This is a genomic window from Clostridioides sp. ES-S-0190-01 (assembly GCF_020658275.1).
GTDB lineage: Bacteria > Bacillota > Clostridia > Peptostreptococcales > Peptostreptococcaceae > Clostridioides.
The window spans coordinates 45,304-59,739 of sequence record NZ_JACVWA010000001.1; the positions used below are offsets into that span (position 1 = coordinate 45,304).

At 24.6% G+C, this 14,436-nt stretch carries 15 protein-coding genes and 1 pseudogene; 5 read left to right on the forward strand and 11 right to left on the reverse strand.

All coding sequences use genetic code 11. The features are described 5' to 3' along the window. Positions 1-69 precede the first annotated feature (69 nt). The 8 genes from cas5b to IC214_RS00280 form a co-directional block, all read right to left on the reverse strand. Positions 70-822, reverse strand: a complete 753-nt coding sequence (gene cas5b / locus IC214_RS00245) for a type I-B CRISPR-associated protein Cas5b (RefSeq protein ID WP_227825226.1) — start codon at positions 820-822, stop codon at positions 70-72. A 2-nt stretch (positions 823-824) separates the two neighbouring features. Then, on the reverse strand, positions 825-1,802 hold the full coding sequence (locus IC214_RS00250) for a type I CRISPR-associated protein Cas7 (RefSeq protein WP_227825227.1): 978 nt from the start codon (positions 1,800-1,802) through the stop codon (positions 825-827). A 158-nt stretch (positions 1,803-1,960) separates the two neighbouring features. Next, the gene (locus IC214_RS00255; protein ID WP_227825228.1) at positions 1,961-3,640 is read right to left on the reverse strand and encodes a hypothetical protein; all 1,680 of its coding nucleotides are present in this window, start codon (positions 3,638-3,640) and stop codon (positions 1,961-1,963) included. A 74-nt stretch (positions 3,641-3,714) separates the two neighbouring features. Further along, positions 3,715-4,401: a CRISPR-associated protein Cas6 gene (locus tag IC214_RS00260; RefSeq protein ID WP_227825229.1), complete on the reverse strand. Its 687-nt coding sequence runs from the start codon at positions 4,399-4,401 to the stop codon at positions 3,715-3,717. 102 nt (positions 4,402-4,503) lie between these two features. After that, on the reverse strand, positions 4,504-4,965 hold the full coding sequence (locus IC214_RS00265) for a hypothetical protein (protein WP_227825230.1): 462 nt from the start codon (positions 4,963-4,965) through the stop codon (positions 4,504-4,506). An 89-nt stretch (positions 4,966-5,054) separates the two neighbouring features. Next, positions 5,055-5,315, reverse strand: coding sequence for a YwbE family protein (locus tag IC214_RS00270; protein ID WP_227845341.1), 261 nt, complete (start codon positions 5,313-5,315; stop codon positions 5,055-5,057). Between the two features lie 108 nt (positions 5,316-5,423). Then, positions 5,424-5,759 carry an ASCH domain-containing protein gene (locus tag IC214_RS00275; protein ID WP_227825231.1) on the reverse strand — a complete coding sequence of 112 codons (336 nt, stop codon included), beginning with the start codon at positions 5,757-5,759 and terminating at the stop codon, positions 5,424-5,426. A gap of 229 nt (positions 5,760-5,988) precedes the next feature. Further along, the gene (locus IC214_RS00280; protein ID WP_227866127.1) at positions 5,989-6,537 is read right to left on the reverse strand and encodes an A24 family peptidase; all 549 of its coding nucleotides are present in this window, start codon (positions 6,535-6,537) and stop codon (positions 5,989-5,991) included. A 272-nt stretch (positions 6,538-6,809) separates the two neighbouring features. Here IC214_RS00280 and IC214_RS00285 point away from each other — a divergent pair, with 272 nt between their 5' ends. The 5 genes and pseudogenes from IC214_RS00285 to IC214_RS00305 all read left to right on the forward strand — a co-directional run bounded on the left by IC214_RS00285 (position 6,810) and on the right by IC214_RS00305 (position 10,665). Beyond that, positions 6,810-7,319, forward strand: coding sequence for a hypothetical protein (locus IC214_RS00285; protein ID WP_227825233.1), 510 nt, complete (start codon positions 6,810-6,812; stop codon positions 7,317-7,319). A gap of 220 nt (positions 7,320-7,539) precedes the next feature. Continuing rightward, positions 7,540-7,707, forward strand: a pseudogene (locus IC214_RS00290) (IS607 family transposase); the annotation flags it as partial. Next, positions 7,679-8,842: an RNA-guided endonuclease InsQ/TnpB family protein gene (locus tag IC214_RS00295; RefSeq protein ID WP_227825234.1), complete on the forward strand. Its 1,164-nt coding sequence runs from the start codon at positions 7,679-7,681 to the stop codon at positions 8,840-8,842. The pseudogene IC214_RS00290 and the gene IC214_RS00295, both read left to right, overlap by 29 nt. Before the next feature lie 114 nt (positions 8,843-8,956). Further along, positions 8,957-10,018, forward strand: coding sequence for a coiled-coil domain-containing protein (locus IC214_RS00300; RefSeq protein ID WP_227825235.1), 1,062 nt, complete (start codon positions 8,957-8,959; stop codon positions 10,016-10,018). Positions 10,019-10,374: 356 nt separating this feature from the next. Continuing rightward, positions 10,375-10,665, forward strand: coding sequence for a hypothetical protein (locus IC214_RS00305; RefSeq protein ID WP_227825236.1), 291 nt, complete (start codon positions 10,375-10,377; stop codon positions 10,663-10,665). Between the two features lie 43 nt (positions 10,666-10,708). Here IC214_RS00305 and nrdJ read toward each other — a convergent pair whose 3' ends face one another. The 3 genes from nrdJ to IC214_RS00320 all read right to left on the reverse strand — a co-directional run bounded on the left by nrdJ (position 10,709) and on the right by IC214_RS00320 (position 13,781). Continuing rightward, positions 10,709-12,829, reverse strand: coding sequence for a ribonucleoside-triphosphate reductase, adenosylcobalamin-dependent (gene nrdJ / locus IC214_RS00310; RefSeq protein ID WP_227825237.1), 2,121 nt, complete (start codon positions 12,827-12,829; stop codon positions 10,709-10,711). Positions 12,830-12,967: 138 nt separating this feature from the next. Beyond that, complete coding sequence (locus IC214_RS00315) at positions 12,968-13,552, reverse strand: DUF1653 domain-containing protein (RefSeq protein ID WP_227825238.1); 585 nt, start codon at positions 13,550-13,552, stop codon at positions 12,968-12,970. Positions 13,553-13,580: 28 nt separating this feature from the next. Continuing rightward, the gene (locus IC214_RS00320) at positions 13,581-13,781 is read right to left on the reverse strand and encodes a hypothetical protein (RefSeq protein WP_227825239.1); all 201 of its coding nucleotides are present in this window, start codon (positions 13,779-13,781) and stop codon (positions 13,581-13,583) included. Positions 13,782-14,436: the final 655 nt, after the last annotated feature.

Consider the following 14,436-nt stretch of genomic DNA (forward strand, 5'->3'; position numbering starts at 1 on the left):
GAACAGTACATATTAAATAAAAAAGCTTAGTGATAGGGGACACTAAGCTTTTTATATTTAATCAGAACTCTATATAAAATATAAAACTTTATCTCCACAATAAAATAAATCTTCTTTGCTTTTTAAAACATCTATATTTGAAAATGTTAATGATTTAATGCTATATTGGTTCAACATAAAATCTGTACCATCAATTTTTCTATCATCTATGCTTATTGGCATAGAATCTTTGAATAAATACAATTTTTCATTCAATAAAATTTCATCTTCATCTAAAACAACATTATCTGAAATAAAAAAACTATCAATCTTACTTAACTCTTTTGAAAATTCTCCATTTAATATCTCTACTTCATTTAAATCTGCAAACAAATGGTTTCTTCCTAAAAATGGGTAAAAAACAGCACTTCTATTAAGAATATATTTTTTAATTTTATTATAATATTCTCCATCACCTAATATATATATATCCCATGAAGGGTTTATTAATATCTCATAGTTAATTAAATAAGTTGCTCCAACATTAGGGCTAATTTTATTTGAAAATCCAGATGTATCTGCTACAACATCTACACATTTATTAAAATTTAATCTCTTTGGTACAATAGCTATCTTCAAATCTTTTAGTAACTTATAAAATTTTGGCAATTCCTTTTTTCTTTTATAACCTGTGTTATCTATACCTATTATAGCTCCTAACATACCCAACAGTGTTACCTTGTGTATATGAGGATATGTCTGAATAATAGAAGATGAGTTATATGTTGGTTTAGAAAAAGAAGCTCCTTGCCCTTTTAAATTAAATTTTAAGACTTCCTTCATAATTAATTTTTCTCCATAAAATCTATTTTTATTGTGCTAAGTATATTGTTAATACTGGTTCTACTTTTTAAAGAATCTATAGGGAATTTTAATATTGTATCTGTAGGATTATAATAAATTTCTATGTCTTCAATGTCTTCATCAATTGAAAGTAAGTCTTGAGCTAATAGGGTGATATCTATAACATTCCTTTTTTCATCTTTATAAAAAGATACCTTATTAGATATATTTCCAAGATAAGCAACAGAATCTTCTTTCAGTTTTATAAAAATCGCAAATTCATTATAACATCCTTTTTTAGAAACCGAATTTAAACTATTTGCACAATTTAAAGAAGCTTCTTTAAACAAATTATAATTATTTTCATTAAAACACTCAAGTTCAGGGTCTAATTCCATCATTTCTTTATTAACAAGTGGATTAATTATAAAATCATAGAAGTAGTGCCCCTCTGTTAAATAAGCTCTTGAACCTAATGTTGTTTGTCTATTTTCTATTTCCTCATTTGTTTCCTTATTAATTTTACCTTTTGGATTTTGAAAAGGAGACAACATCCTTTCTCTTACAACTTCCGAATCCTCATATTTATTTACACCTGTACCAAATTGTATTGTTCCATAATAATTCCTATTAAACCCTTTTACTGCAAATACTCCTCCAAAGCAAGACACATCTATATATTTAAATAACTCTCTTTGTATCTCTATTTCGCTTAATTTATTAATATTCTCTACTTTTTGTTCAAGCCTTTTTTCTAAACTTCTTGGTACTAAACCTTTATTTTTTTTATCTACTACATAAGACCTCATATAAAACACATCTATCCCTTTTGTATTCCAGTAGTTTCTAAATAAGTATTTAATACTAAAGGGACTTGCAGTAAATTCTTCTCCATGTCGTACTGGATTTCCAGTCATATCTGCATTTATATTTGCATTATTTAACCCTATTCCTATCATCCCAAAAACTCTATTTTTCATATATATATTATGTTATATAAAAGAAGCAGTATATTACCCCTTTTATATAACTCTCCTTCCTTTTTAATTATTTAATCCTATACCTTAGCTATATCCAGTAATTTTTTAAGATATAGAGTACTCTTTTTCTAATTTATCAATTGTTATTTATAGGTTAGTTAACATTTTATATAATTTATGTTCTCCCCAAATAATCCAGAGTGAAAATAATATTTATAAATCCCTTTTATTTTTATATTTTGACTTTCTTTATATAAAAGTAACTTACTATATAATCTATTAGCAAAATTGTTCCCTAAAGGGATATTGTGTAAATAAGTTTCATATCCATCAATCATTTTTTCTTTTAATTGATTTGAGTCTCTTAAAGACAATATGTTTTGTATATAATCATTTGTTTTTGAAGAAAATGTACCTGTCGTATTTATCCAATATAATAGTTGGGCACTTACAAAGAAAAATTCTTCATCGCTTTCAATTTCATATTCATATTCTTTACCTTTTTTAGCACTTATTAGTTTATCCCAGATTTTCTTTAAATTACTTGGCATTTCTTTATATCCTCCTTCTTTATACAAAGTCATTAAAATACTAATCATAAAATCAATCTTTTTTCTAATTCTTTCTAAAGAGGATTTGTTTAAGTCTTTTTCATTTTTAATTCCTTCCAAATACATATAAAAAACTATTTTTTCAATTTCTTTATTGATTGAAATATCTTTATCCTCTATAAAGTAATATGTCAGTAAATCTTTATTTGATATAATAGATTGGGCTAAATCTAAATTGCCTAATCTGTTAATAAAGTCATTATAATTATCTTTTTTAAGAGATAAAGCTTTTTCTAATGTCATATTATTTACTCCATTTTTTATTTGCAAAGCTTCATCTATTTTTTTTAATAAATTTTTTCTATCTATATTTAAATTAATTATATTTTCATTAGAAAACATAGATTGCAGTATTATAGATTCTTCAAAATCTAAACACTTATTACTATAGTCTGCTTTCATTTCAATACTTACTATTTCATTAGATTTATCATTTGCATTATTACCAATCTCTAACTCTAATTCAAGATCATTAAAAACTTTATCATTATTAAGAAGTTCATTTATAGAACTATTTTTTATTTTTAATAAAGACAATAGCAACATGCTATCTTCCAATGTCAATCTAAATAAAAAGTCATTATAAGGATTATTCGATAAGGTTGGTTTACCCTTGTTTAAATTTATACTAAAATGTGGTATCCCATATATCTGACCATCTACAACAACCTTGGTATCCTCTGAGATAAAACATTTTTTAGATACATAAGAATTATATGCTTCTTTATATAACTCTAAATCTTCATCTAAAAAAATAAATATTTTATCAGGAGTCTTACTATTAAAAGTTCCACAATCCTCCTCTATAGTATCAAAACATGCTTCAAAATGTGTGATAGTTTCTTCTATATTTAAACTATTATTATAATCTTCTTTCATCTTTTTAAAATGGCTATATAAAAAATCGCTAAATAATAAATTATTAAAAGTTTCTATTTTAAAAATTAAAGCATAAGGCGTGACTGAATGTATTTTTTTTCCAAGGCCTCTTTCTTGATTCAGACACTTATTTGCATTAATCATTCTTTCATAAAATATTCGTTGTTTAAAAAAAGGATATTCTTCATTTAATTGAAAATTTTTCTCATCATCGTTTATAAAAGATACAATACTACCATCTTTTTTTATCTTATAATAACAACCTTTTGGGACAATAGCATGTTTTATTAAAATATCATCCCCATAAGCTTCCTTTAGCTTCTTTAGTCTATTAATAACCTCTTGCATAAGTAAAAATTTACTACTCAGTACATAATTCAATACATTTTTATGAGTAGACTCTCCTTTCTCTATATTCTTATCTATACACAAAACCCAAATGCAAGGCTATTTTTTTCTAAAAGACCAACACCCAATATAACAAAAGCCATCTCTTGGGATAATTCATCTGGTTTAATTTTTATCTTATATTTATTACCTATCACTAATGCATTTTTATAATTAAAACCAATAGAACTTCTATTTAAAAGTTCTACATTTTCAACGAAGTCATGAGGTTTTATATTATCATAATTTAACATATTATATTTTCTACAAGTGTTTCTTAGTATTCTTTCTTTTACTAAGTTTAAATCCATGGTACTCATATCTAATGTTATGTTATTTTTAATTTTAATAATCGCAGGAGTAATTGTGGTTAAATATCTAATGTCTTTATCTTTTTCTTTAAAATCATACCTCTTACCTAATACTGTAAAATATGGGTTCATTATAGTTCCTAATGAGTTAAAAAAAATATTTACTATATTTAAGTCCATAAATCTTATTTTTAATGTATATGCTTTATCTTTTTTATAAATTTTATCTTCTTCTATTGGAGTTAAAAAAGAATAATTATAAAGCTTGATCTTATTTTTATGATGATATTGTTTTGATTCTTTTGATCTTAAAAATTGATAATTCATGCCCTTACTTAGATATTCTGGAAGATTCACATACAATACGTCTTTTTCTAATTTTAGGAACAATTCTATTTCTAAATATCTCATTACTTCTCCTTCTTATTATTTTAATTTTATATTTTTATTATATGATTTTCGTTGAATATAGTCAACAGAAATTATACAATTCGTTGAATATAAAAAATATTTTCAATTCATTTTTATAATATTCATATTATTTAGTTCATCAAAACGGTATAATATAAGTTTATTATTGCTATTAAAAAATAAGACATACAAGTCAGTTACCAAAATCACTTTATAATTTTCTCCATTATCTTCTTGAGTTTTTATTACATATATGTCTCCTATAGAATATCCATCTTTTTTAAATAAAATATCAAATTCACCTGTATTAAACTTATTATCATAGATCTTTACTTTTTTATTGTTTTGAGTTAAAAAAACCATATCCATTAAATCTTTATATTCTTTTTTTTGCTTTCCCATATTTACACATAATACTTTGTCATTAGTAAGTTTTCTCTTTAACATGTAAACGTTTTTAGAGACTGAATTAAATGAATTATCACATATAGAATTAGCTTCTATAGCTATATATCCAAAGACTTCATCTGAATGGAATAAATTTATCATTTTATTTTTTGCCACTGAATACACCTCTTTAATAATTTTAATAGTATAAAAAATAGAATATTATCTATACATTTTAGACAATATCCTATTATGATTTAATTTATTTAATTTTGAACAAAATATTGTATTCTTCCAATTACAGTTTCACTACTTTCAATATTGTCAACTGGTGTTATTTCTACTTTTACACCATTAGAATAATATTTGCCTTTAGATAATACTCTCAAAACAATACCTTCCACCAAGACATCTTTTGTTTTAGCTCCTTGATCCTCTTTTTTTATGATTAAAACTCTATCTCCTACACTTACAAAACCAGGATACTTTGTGAAATTTGATCTATCTTCGAAATAATTTTTAGGCAATAATAATTTTATTGAAATATCTTATATCTCAATAATACCTCCTTTCTATTTTTTATAATAAGTATACCATTTACGTTGTTTATAATCAATAAAATGTAATTAATTTTATTATATATTAATCCATACTACACATCCTTTTTTATGTTTATATTTAATACCACCTTTGTATTTAATAGGATTATGTAATTCCCATGCAAATATCTTTTTATATTTTATCTGTTCCCTTGAATATGGAACTTTGTGTTTATTTTTTAATTCTATATATTCTTCATCAGTTATTTCATAACTACTTACAATATCTACAGTCCCACATATAAGTCCTGTTCCACTTTTTATAATCCCTATAGTCCCTCTGACATTAGTATTCCTACTTCTTAATTCTAAAGTCTTTTCTCCACTTAAAATTAAATCAGCCCATTTTTCTTTTACTATTAAGCATTTCATATTACTACTCTCACTTTCTTTTAAAATTAAATGTATCTTTTATTAAATTAGAAATTTGTTATATTAAGTACTTTCACTATATATAATAACAAAATATAAAAAATGGTCACAGTATATTGTGTATTTCTAAAAAGGTAAAAATTTAGAGGGGATAAAGAAGATTTAATAAAATGTTTTAAAAGACTTTTATTAAGTCTTCTTTATTTTTATCCTTATTATATATTTGTACTTATATACAATTAATTAAAAATATAAGACATGTACTTATAGAGATTGCTGGTCCAAGAGGGAAATTATCTTTTAATTTTGCTTTTTTCAAAACAACTAAAAAAACAGACATTATTACTCCTAAAAAAACAGGATATACTAATAACTTAAAAATACTACTTGTATTAAAAAATAACCCTAAAGCTCCCATAAGCTTTATATCTCCTCCGCCTACCCCATTTGTAATAATTGCTATTACTAAATATATGGAGAATAAACTAAAACTGGAACCTAAATTATTTAAAATAAACATATTATGGTTAATGTAATTTTTATTTATAACTATTAGAACTAATCCATATATAAAAATTATAAATATAAGTTTATCTGGTATTTCTTTTACTTTTAAATCTATATATGAGATACTAATCAGCACTGGGATAATACAACTATACAAAATGGCATCTATTTTAAAATCTGCTACTCCAATAAAACTATAAACCAGTAATATAGATAAAATAAATACTACCTTAAATGAACAATTGTACTTTTTAAGTTCGTCAAAAGACACTTTAAAAAATAATAAAAAAAACACCCCTATAAAAAATAACAAGATTTAAATTCTCATCTCCAATCAATAGTATATTATTTATTATTATATAACAAAGCTTTTATATTTTATATATAAAATATTTGTCCATATTTTTTAATTTTAATTAAATATCTTATTATCAAAAAAAATGTACTACTAATATAATATAAATTTTTTTAAACCGTATAATATATTGTTTTAATAAAATAGTTTTTTAAAAAAAATTTTAATATACAAAGGAGAATGGGATTATGTCAAAGAATATATATGAAATAATGGATGAAATAAAAAGTCTTAGAACAAGTTTTATTAATAGAAAAAGTTCTCTTTCTAAAGAACTTGGTGTATTAAGTAAAAGAATAAATCAAATAGAAAAAATGATTGAGTTTAATAAAGATAAACTAAATAGTGAAAGAAAAGCAGAGTTGATTGATGAACTTTATATTTTGTTTGTAAAAAAAAGAAAAGTTAAAAGAGAGTTTAACGTCGCTATTAGAGTCGATGAAGATAATAAATTTTCATATAACATGCTTGGTTTTACTTTAAAGGGATATGATGATCTGTTAGAGAAATTAAAAATGATAGAGAAGAATAGATTGATGGATATAAGCCAATATGGAGTCTATGAAATAGATGTAGCGAATTATACACATGAGGACATCGAAAATAAAATTAAATATCTTAAACCAAAATACGACATGGTATTTTACAGTGAAGATGAATTAGTTATATATTATTATAATAGATGTGTTCCTATTTAAACTATATAGAATAACCCTTTTTTAAAGGGTTATTTTATATAGTGCAAAAAATCTATTTACTTTAAACAACTAATGTATTAAAATCTTATAAAAAATAAAAAGGAGGTAGTCTTTAGTTAATAAAAACATAGATAAATATAGTTGTTTATAGTAAATTATAGTCAAAAGGTGATTTGAAAAATCAAGTGGAGTTTCTTAGACAATATGCAAATGCTAAAGAGATATTATAGTTGTAAATAATGAAAGTCTTTCACCACAAGAAGAATTAGTTCAAGATATAATATCAATACTTCATATTTTTAGTTGTCACATATATGGATTAAGAAAATACAAGAAAAAGATTAGAGAGGATGAAGAAGTTGAAAAGAGCATACAAAATAGAAATTAATCCTACTACTGAACAAATTTCTAAAATACATCAAACGATTGGTGTTAGTAGATTTATATATAACTTCTATATTGCTCACAATAAAGAAATTTATGAAAGAGAAGGAAAATTTATCAGTGGAATTGATTTTTCTAAATGGTTAAATAATGAATATATTCCTAATAACCAAGATATGAAATGGATTAAAGATGTATCTTCTAAGGCTACAAAACAAGCTATTATGAATGGAGATAAAGCTTTTAAAGATTTCTTTAAAAAAACTAAAGGATTTCCTAAGTTCAAGAAAAAGAAAAATCAAGATGTTAAAGCTTATTTTCCAAAGAATAATAAAACTGATTGGACTATTGAAAGGCATAGGGTCAAAATACCTACTCTTGGTTGGGTAAGACTAAAAGAATTTGGATATATACCAACAAATTCAATAGTTAAAAGTGGTACAGTAAGTCAAAAATCTGATAGATACTATGTATCTATATTAGTTGAGGAAGATGATATTCAAGTATCTAAATGTACTAATGAAGGAATAGGTATTGACTTAGGAATTAAAGATTTTGCAATATGTTCAGATGGAAGTAAATTTAAAAATATAAACAAGACTTCAACTGTCAAAAAAGTTGAAAAGAAACTAAAAAGAGAGCAAAGAAAACTTTCAAGGAAATATGAAGGTTTTAAATTAAGAAATAAAAATATAAAGGAAGGAGTAGCTACTCGTCAAAATATTCAAAAGCAAGTAGTCAAAGTACAAAAACTTCATCAAAGATTGACTAATATAAGAACTGATTATATTAATAAAACATTATTTCAGGTAATAGAGCAAAAACCAAGCTATATAACTATTGAAGATTTAAATGTTAGTGGAATGATGAAGAATAAGCATTTATCAAAGGCTATATCAAGTCAAAAGTTTTTTGAATTTAGAACTAAACTAACCGCTAAGTGTAAACAAAATAATATAGAACTTAGAGTAGTTGATAGATGGTATCCATCATCAAAGACTTGTAGCCAATGTGGAGAGGTTAATAAAGGTTTAAAACTTAAAGATAGAGTGTACAAATGTGAATGTGGATTATCTATTGATAGAGATTTAAATGCAAGTATTAATCTTAAAAATGCTAAAAAATATAAGATAGCTTAAAAGCACTTATATATGTACGGAGGGCTAACTTCGGAATTTAAGCCTTTGGAGAACTATACCAAATCGTAGTAGCTTAGGCAAGGCGAGGTCCAGTGAAGAAGGAAAAATCTCGATATGGATATATTTGACCATATTTTGAGTAGCAGGCTTATATCTATATTAAAATATAAAATAGTTTTATTTATATTGACCTTTTCAGTTTTATTTTCTTGTATTGAAAGAAATGCTTTTGCTGTTACTCCAAATTTAGATTATGAACAACAAAGAATTAAATTGAATAAAGATATTACAAGTTCAGAAAATAAACTCAGCGAGATAGATAATACAATTAAAAACATTAAAAATTCTATAAAAACAAATACAGGAAATTTAAATATAGTGAAATCTAAATATAAAGTAAAAAAAGATATAAATACCTATAAGTTTAAAAACTTAAGTAAAGACAACTTAGATATATTAGAGCTTGTATTAAAGAGTAATTCTTTAAGTGAGCTAATGAATAATTTAGACATAATGACCAAACTATTTGTGGTTAATAATAAATCTTTAAATGACTTAAACGAAAAAGAAAAACAACTAATTGAACTCCAAGAGTTAAACTTAACAAAATTAGAAAACGCTAATAAAGATAAAAAAGATGAAGAAGAAAAATTAAAATCATTGAAAACCGAACTTTTAAAATTAAAAGAAATAATAGAGAGAAAGCCCAATGAAAAGATTTCTTTTAATCCAGAAAATTTGTTAGAAAAAAGCAATGTTTCTATTGAAGATTTATATAGAGCATTAGAAGGAACAGCTCTTTATGAATTGGCTCCAATATACGTTGAAGCAGAAAATATCTATGGAGTAAATGCTATCTTTTTAGCTTCACTTACAGCTCAAGAAAGTGCCTGGGGAACAAGTCAAAGAGCAATCAATGATAACAATCTAACAGGATTTGGAGTATATTCTCCATCAAGTAATGGAATAAATTCAAATACAAAGAGAGACAATATATTAAAAACAGCTAAAACCTTAAAAGAGAAATATCTTACTGTTGGTGGTGTTTATTATAATGGATTATCCATACATGGTGTAAATACTATGTATTGTATGCTACCATTTGGAGGTCCAGATTATAATTGGAGCAGTAGCATCACTAAAATTGGTAATTTACTAATAGACAAAATGCAATAATAAAAGAACTGCTAAAAGCAGTTCTTTTTATATTAAATATTTCCACTAAGTAAATATGCACAACCAAAAACTACAACTAACATTAAAAAACAACTTAATTTAAATATAATAGTAATATTTTTTCTTTTCTCCATCAATTCCCTCCTTTCTATTTTTTATAAAAAATTTTTATTTCATTTTTATTGACAAATAAAGGAATATAATTATATTATTATAGTAAATAATCTATTATAATTCAAGTCTGAAATTAGATTAGTATTATTTTTTCATTCAAATAAATTCAATAACAGGTGCTTCTCTAAAGCATATAATTATATGCTTTAAGGAGATTCATATATAAAAAGAGGGTGCGTTTTATGTTCTTAAAGGAAATTATAAATAATGTAAATTTTTTAAAAGGAAATGCAGAAGCTACAATTTCGTCGAATGTTTTAGAGTTTATAATAAGTGCATTATTTATTATAGTAGTTATTTCTCTATTGCTTAGATTAATTAGCTTTATTATATCAATACTTAAAATAGCTTTTTATTTTGTTAATAAAAATGTTAAAATCCTAATAAAAAAAGTTAAAACAAATAACTTCAACAATATTAGTTTTAATAAAGAATCTTCTAATGTAATATATTTTAATAATTATAAAAAATAACTATAAGGCTGTCTTTAATTTTCAATAGAGACAGCCTTATTAATTATCTTATTGGACATGCTCCAGAAGTACAAGCACTTTCATATATATCTTGTTCTTCAAATGAATCTGATTCTAACAACCTTAAATAATCATTATTTATAGGTTTTATATCTTTTAATCTTTTATAGTATTCTTCTTCACTTATTTTTTCAAATGGCATAAGAGGATAAGTTTCTTCTGCTAATGGTAAGAAAGTTATTCCAACTATAGAATTAAAATTCTCATAAACCCATTTTGATACAATCTCCCATTCTTCTTCTCTAACATGTACTGTAATGCTTGTATTGTGGTCTGTCCAATTTTCCATAGTTAACTTATATAATTCCAATTGTTCTAAAGCACTTACATTGTATTTAGTCTTACCTGCATAAGATTTTACTGGTATCTCTATCACCTTTATATTAGAACTTCCTATTTCATTAAAGATAGGAAATGAATTATATTCCTCTATAGCTTTATATAATGGGTCAGAGCTTGAGATTCTAACTCTTCTAACATAATATGGGGAATGAGAGAAATGGATTCCTGAACTGACTCCTGGTAAAGTCGAGATAGATCCTTCTGGTTTAATTGTTGTCATTAGATTGGGAGCTTCTATCCCTAACACTTTAGAATATCTTTTACCTTCATCATGGACAACATCTCTAAGAGTATTTAAAATTTCACCTAATTCTTTATAAGTCATATTAGTTAGATTAAACATGTCCATTATACCTGTAAGAGATACTCCTATTACTCTGTCTGACTTCATTACTTCATCCCATTCTTTAAGTTCTGCATCAATCAAAGTCATTCTTAAAGCAATTCGAACGGATAGCCTTAAAACCGATTTTAAAGCTTCTATGTCTAATTTATTGCTACTAATAAAGTTCACTAAGTTTGTAGTTGTTAAATTACAACAACTCTTTGATTTTAATAAGATTTCTCCACAAGGATTACAACCCTCAAAGTCACTTTTTCTTTTTAATGCATTCTCTCCATTTAGAAATCCTGGTTCTCCATTATTTTTTATAGACTCCATTATCTCCTTGATTTTGTCTATAGATGGCTTTTTTTGAAATAAAATTGAATTATTACTCATTCTTCTATGGCCAATACTCTCATCAATTAGAAAGTTCCCATTTTTGTCTATAGAATATATATCTTTCTTTGCATTTATTAAATCAACATCATCTGAGTCACATAATATAATAAGAGAACTTCTTCTAACTCCTCCACAAACAACATTTTCAGAGATTATAGTAGCTATATCCAAACAATTTACAGTAGAAAGTTTCTTTATACCTAAAGTAATGTTATTTATTTTTTTAAACATCACTAACAAAGATTCATGGCCTGAAGCTCTTCCTCCAAATCTTTTTAATGGTTCTCCTGCATCTCTTACATAAGAATAATTTATTATAATTTTCCTGATATCTTTATATGTATCTTCTGATATTATTTTGAAGTAATACCTTAAAGCCTCCACCCATCCTTCTTTAGAGTCTCCGACTTTAAGTTCTATAGTATCTGTATTAATAATATTTATAACAGTATTTTCTATTTCATCATATGGATTTTTTTCATTTTCTCCATTTAAGAAATTAAGATATCTCTTTTTTAATTCTTTTTTTCTAAAATTAGGGTCATGTATGTGTTCTACCTCTACTGCTTTAATGTTAGGAAGCTTATTTACTTCTGTCTTTGTTATCCTTAATCCAACACCACACCCAACCATTAGTAAGTAGAATAGATCCTCAAAAGATTCAAATGAATTTAAACTCATAAAACCACAATTATAGTTTGATAAAGGATATTTATCTACTATCTCAGTGCCACCCATATATAAAGTTCTTCCAGATGGGAATGTTTTTAAATTAAATAAATTATCATAAAAAAATTCTGCTTCTTCTTTTAACTCATTAAAAGATATTGTTTTATTGTGTTTTAATAGAAAGCTTTCTTCTAAACCTATGTTATATTCAACTACTCTTTTACATGTCTCATACCAAAGCTCTCGTCTTTTTAAATCATTTAAATATCTTGAATATGTTCTAAGGTAAACAAACTTACCAAGAACCCCCATTAAGTCTTCTTTATCCTTATATAAGGATAAAAATGAATCTGATATAAAGTTATTCATATATGTAAAAAACCTCCTTCATATTTTCGATAAAAAATTGCCCCTTGGAAGGAGGCAATTAATTTATCACTTTAATATATAATAAATAGTTTTATGATATTTATTCTTTATGTTAGTTTAATTATTACATATTTTATATTATTTAATTTCTTCAAATCTCCATTCTTGAAATTCAGGATATTTTAATCTATCTACATGAGATAAGAACATTTCTAAAGGCCTTGCATACACTTCATTTTTATCATATTCTAAAGATTTATATATAACTAACTCACAGTCAACTTGTTCTTCTGAATGGTAAAGATTTCCCATTTTATCTTTATGCATATATATATTTTTACCTGATTCTGTATGCTTTGAGATAAAAGAGCAATTATACAGTAAATAATGTCTACCTTCAGTTACTGGATCCCCTGAAAGAAGCTCTATTAAGCTTTTTTCATCCATCGGCTTACTTAAGCCTATAGTTGCGTAAAAATTACCTTTAAAATGTTTATAAATACAAGGATACTTTAGTATTCTTTCATTATTTAATTTATAATGATCTTGGTATCCTATTTCTATTAAATCTCTATATTTACCCAATAAACTTATATTAGTTATAATATCTTCACAAGAATCATGTCCCTCTATGTCTTCTTTTTCCAATTTATATTCTTGAAGCTTTCCCATTATATCAGTTATCCTTGACACTAAAAACTCTTTACTTTCTTCAAAAATCATATAATCCACCTCTCAAATTTATTATTAATTATCTCCATCCTAATGCTTGTGCTCCTTCGTCATAAAACTCAAACAAATCTTTTCTAATTTCTTCTAAAACTTCCCATAATTCTTTTTCACTTAATTTTTGTTTTCCCTTTTTAGGCTGTCCTTCTATATACATTTTTTCATTGAGATAGTAACCTAAAGATTCACATTCATTTATTAATTCTGGATAGCTACTTGCCATAACAACACCTCCATATATAATATATATATTCATTAACTATAAGTTAAACATAAAATCATCTAATATAGTATATATTTTATATAAATTTTACTATTTTTATTTTATATAGTCAACAAATTATTATATATTTTAAATTACAATACTATACTATCTTACTAATATAATTTTTTATTATAAATTCTGAAAGGAAGTGTATTTATTGTTAGATTTTTTTTATAGAAATATTAATACTTTAAATATTATATTAACTATAACTCTATATCTTTTAAATGGATATGGATTATATATGTTAAGCTTAAGGGCTAATATAAAGAGACCTTGGCTTGCTTTTGTTCCCATATTAGATGTTTTACCTTTACTTAAATTAGCGAGATTACCTAATTATGTATTTCTTATATTTATTTTACCAATGATAATAAACATTTTCTTTGTATTTACTCCATTATTATTAATAAATACAATTATTATGCTTTCTTTAAGTCTTTATGTTACATATAAGCTTTTATTAAATTATAATTGTAGTACTATAGAATTAGTTTTATTGATGCTATTTACATTACTAACATTAGATTCAAGTTTTACTTATCTTTATATTTTGATTAGAGGATATCCTTACTCCCCGAAGTTAAAAGAAGATAATTAAAAAAGGTTGGAC

Excerpts from the sequence above, each read along its gene's own strand:
- cas5b (WP_227825226.1), bottom strand. The coding sequence starts at position 822 with ATGAAGGAAGTCTTAAAATTTAATTTAAAAGGGCAAGGAGCTTCTTTT.
- IC214_RS00250 (WP_227825227.1), bottom strand. The coding sequence starts at position 1,802 with ATGAAAAATAGAGTTTTTGGGATGATAGGAATAGGGTTAAATAATGCA.
- IC214_RS00255 (WP_227825228.1), bottom strand. The coding sequence starts at position 3,640 with ATGCAAGAGGTTATTAATAGACTAAAGAAGCTAAAGGAAGCTTATGGG.
- IC214_RS00260 (WP_227825229.1), bottom strand. The coding sequence starts at position 4,401 with ATGAGATATTTAGAAATAGAATTGTTCCTAAAATTAGAAAAAGACGTA.
- IC214_RS00275 (WP_227825231.1), bottom strand. The coding sequence starts at position 5,759 with ATGAAATGCTTAATAGTAAAAGAAAAATGGGCTGATTTAATTTTAAGT.
- IC214_RS00285 (WP_227825233.1), top strand. The coding sequence starts at position 6,810 with ATGTCAAAGAATATATATGAAATAATGGATGAAATAAAAAGTCTTAGA.
- IC214_RS00300 (WP_227825235.1), top strand. The coding sequence starts at position 8,957 with ATGGATATATTTGACCATATTTTGAGTAGCAGGCTTATATCTATATTA.
- IC214_RS00305 (WP_227825236.1), top strand. The coding sequence starts at position 10,375 with ATGTTCTTAAAGGAAATTATAAATAATGTAAATTTTTTAAAAGGAAAT.
- nrdJ (WP_227825237.1), bottom strand. The coding sequence starts at position 12,829 with ATGAATAACTTTATATCAGATTCATTTTTATCCTTATATAAGGATAAA.
- IC214_RS00315 (WP_227825238.1), bottom strand. The coding sequence starts at position 13,552 with ATGATTTTTGAAGAAAGTAAAGAGTTTTTAGTGTCAAGGATAACTGAT.
- IC214_RS00320 (WP_227825239.1), bottom strand. The coding sequence starts at position 13,781 with ATGGCAAGTAGCTATCCAGAATTAATAAATGAATGTGAATCTTTAGGT.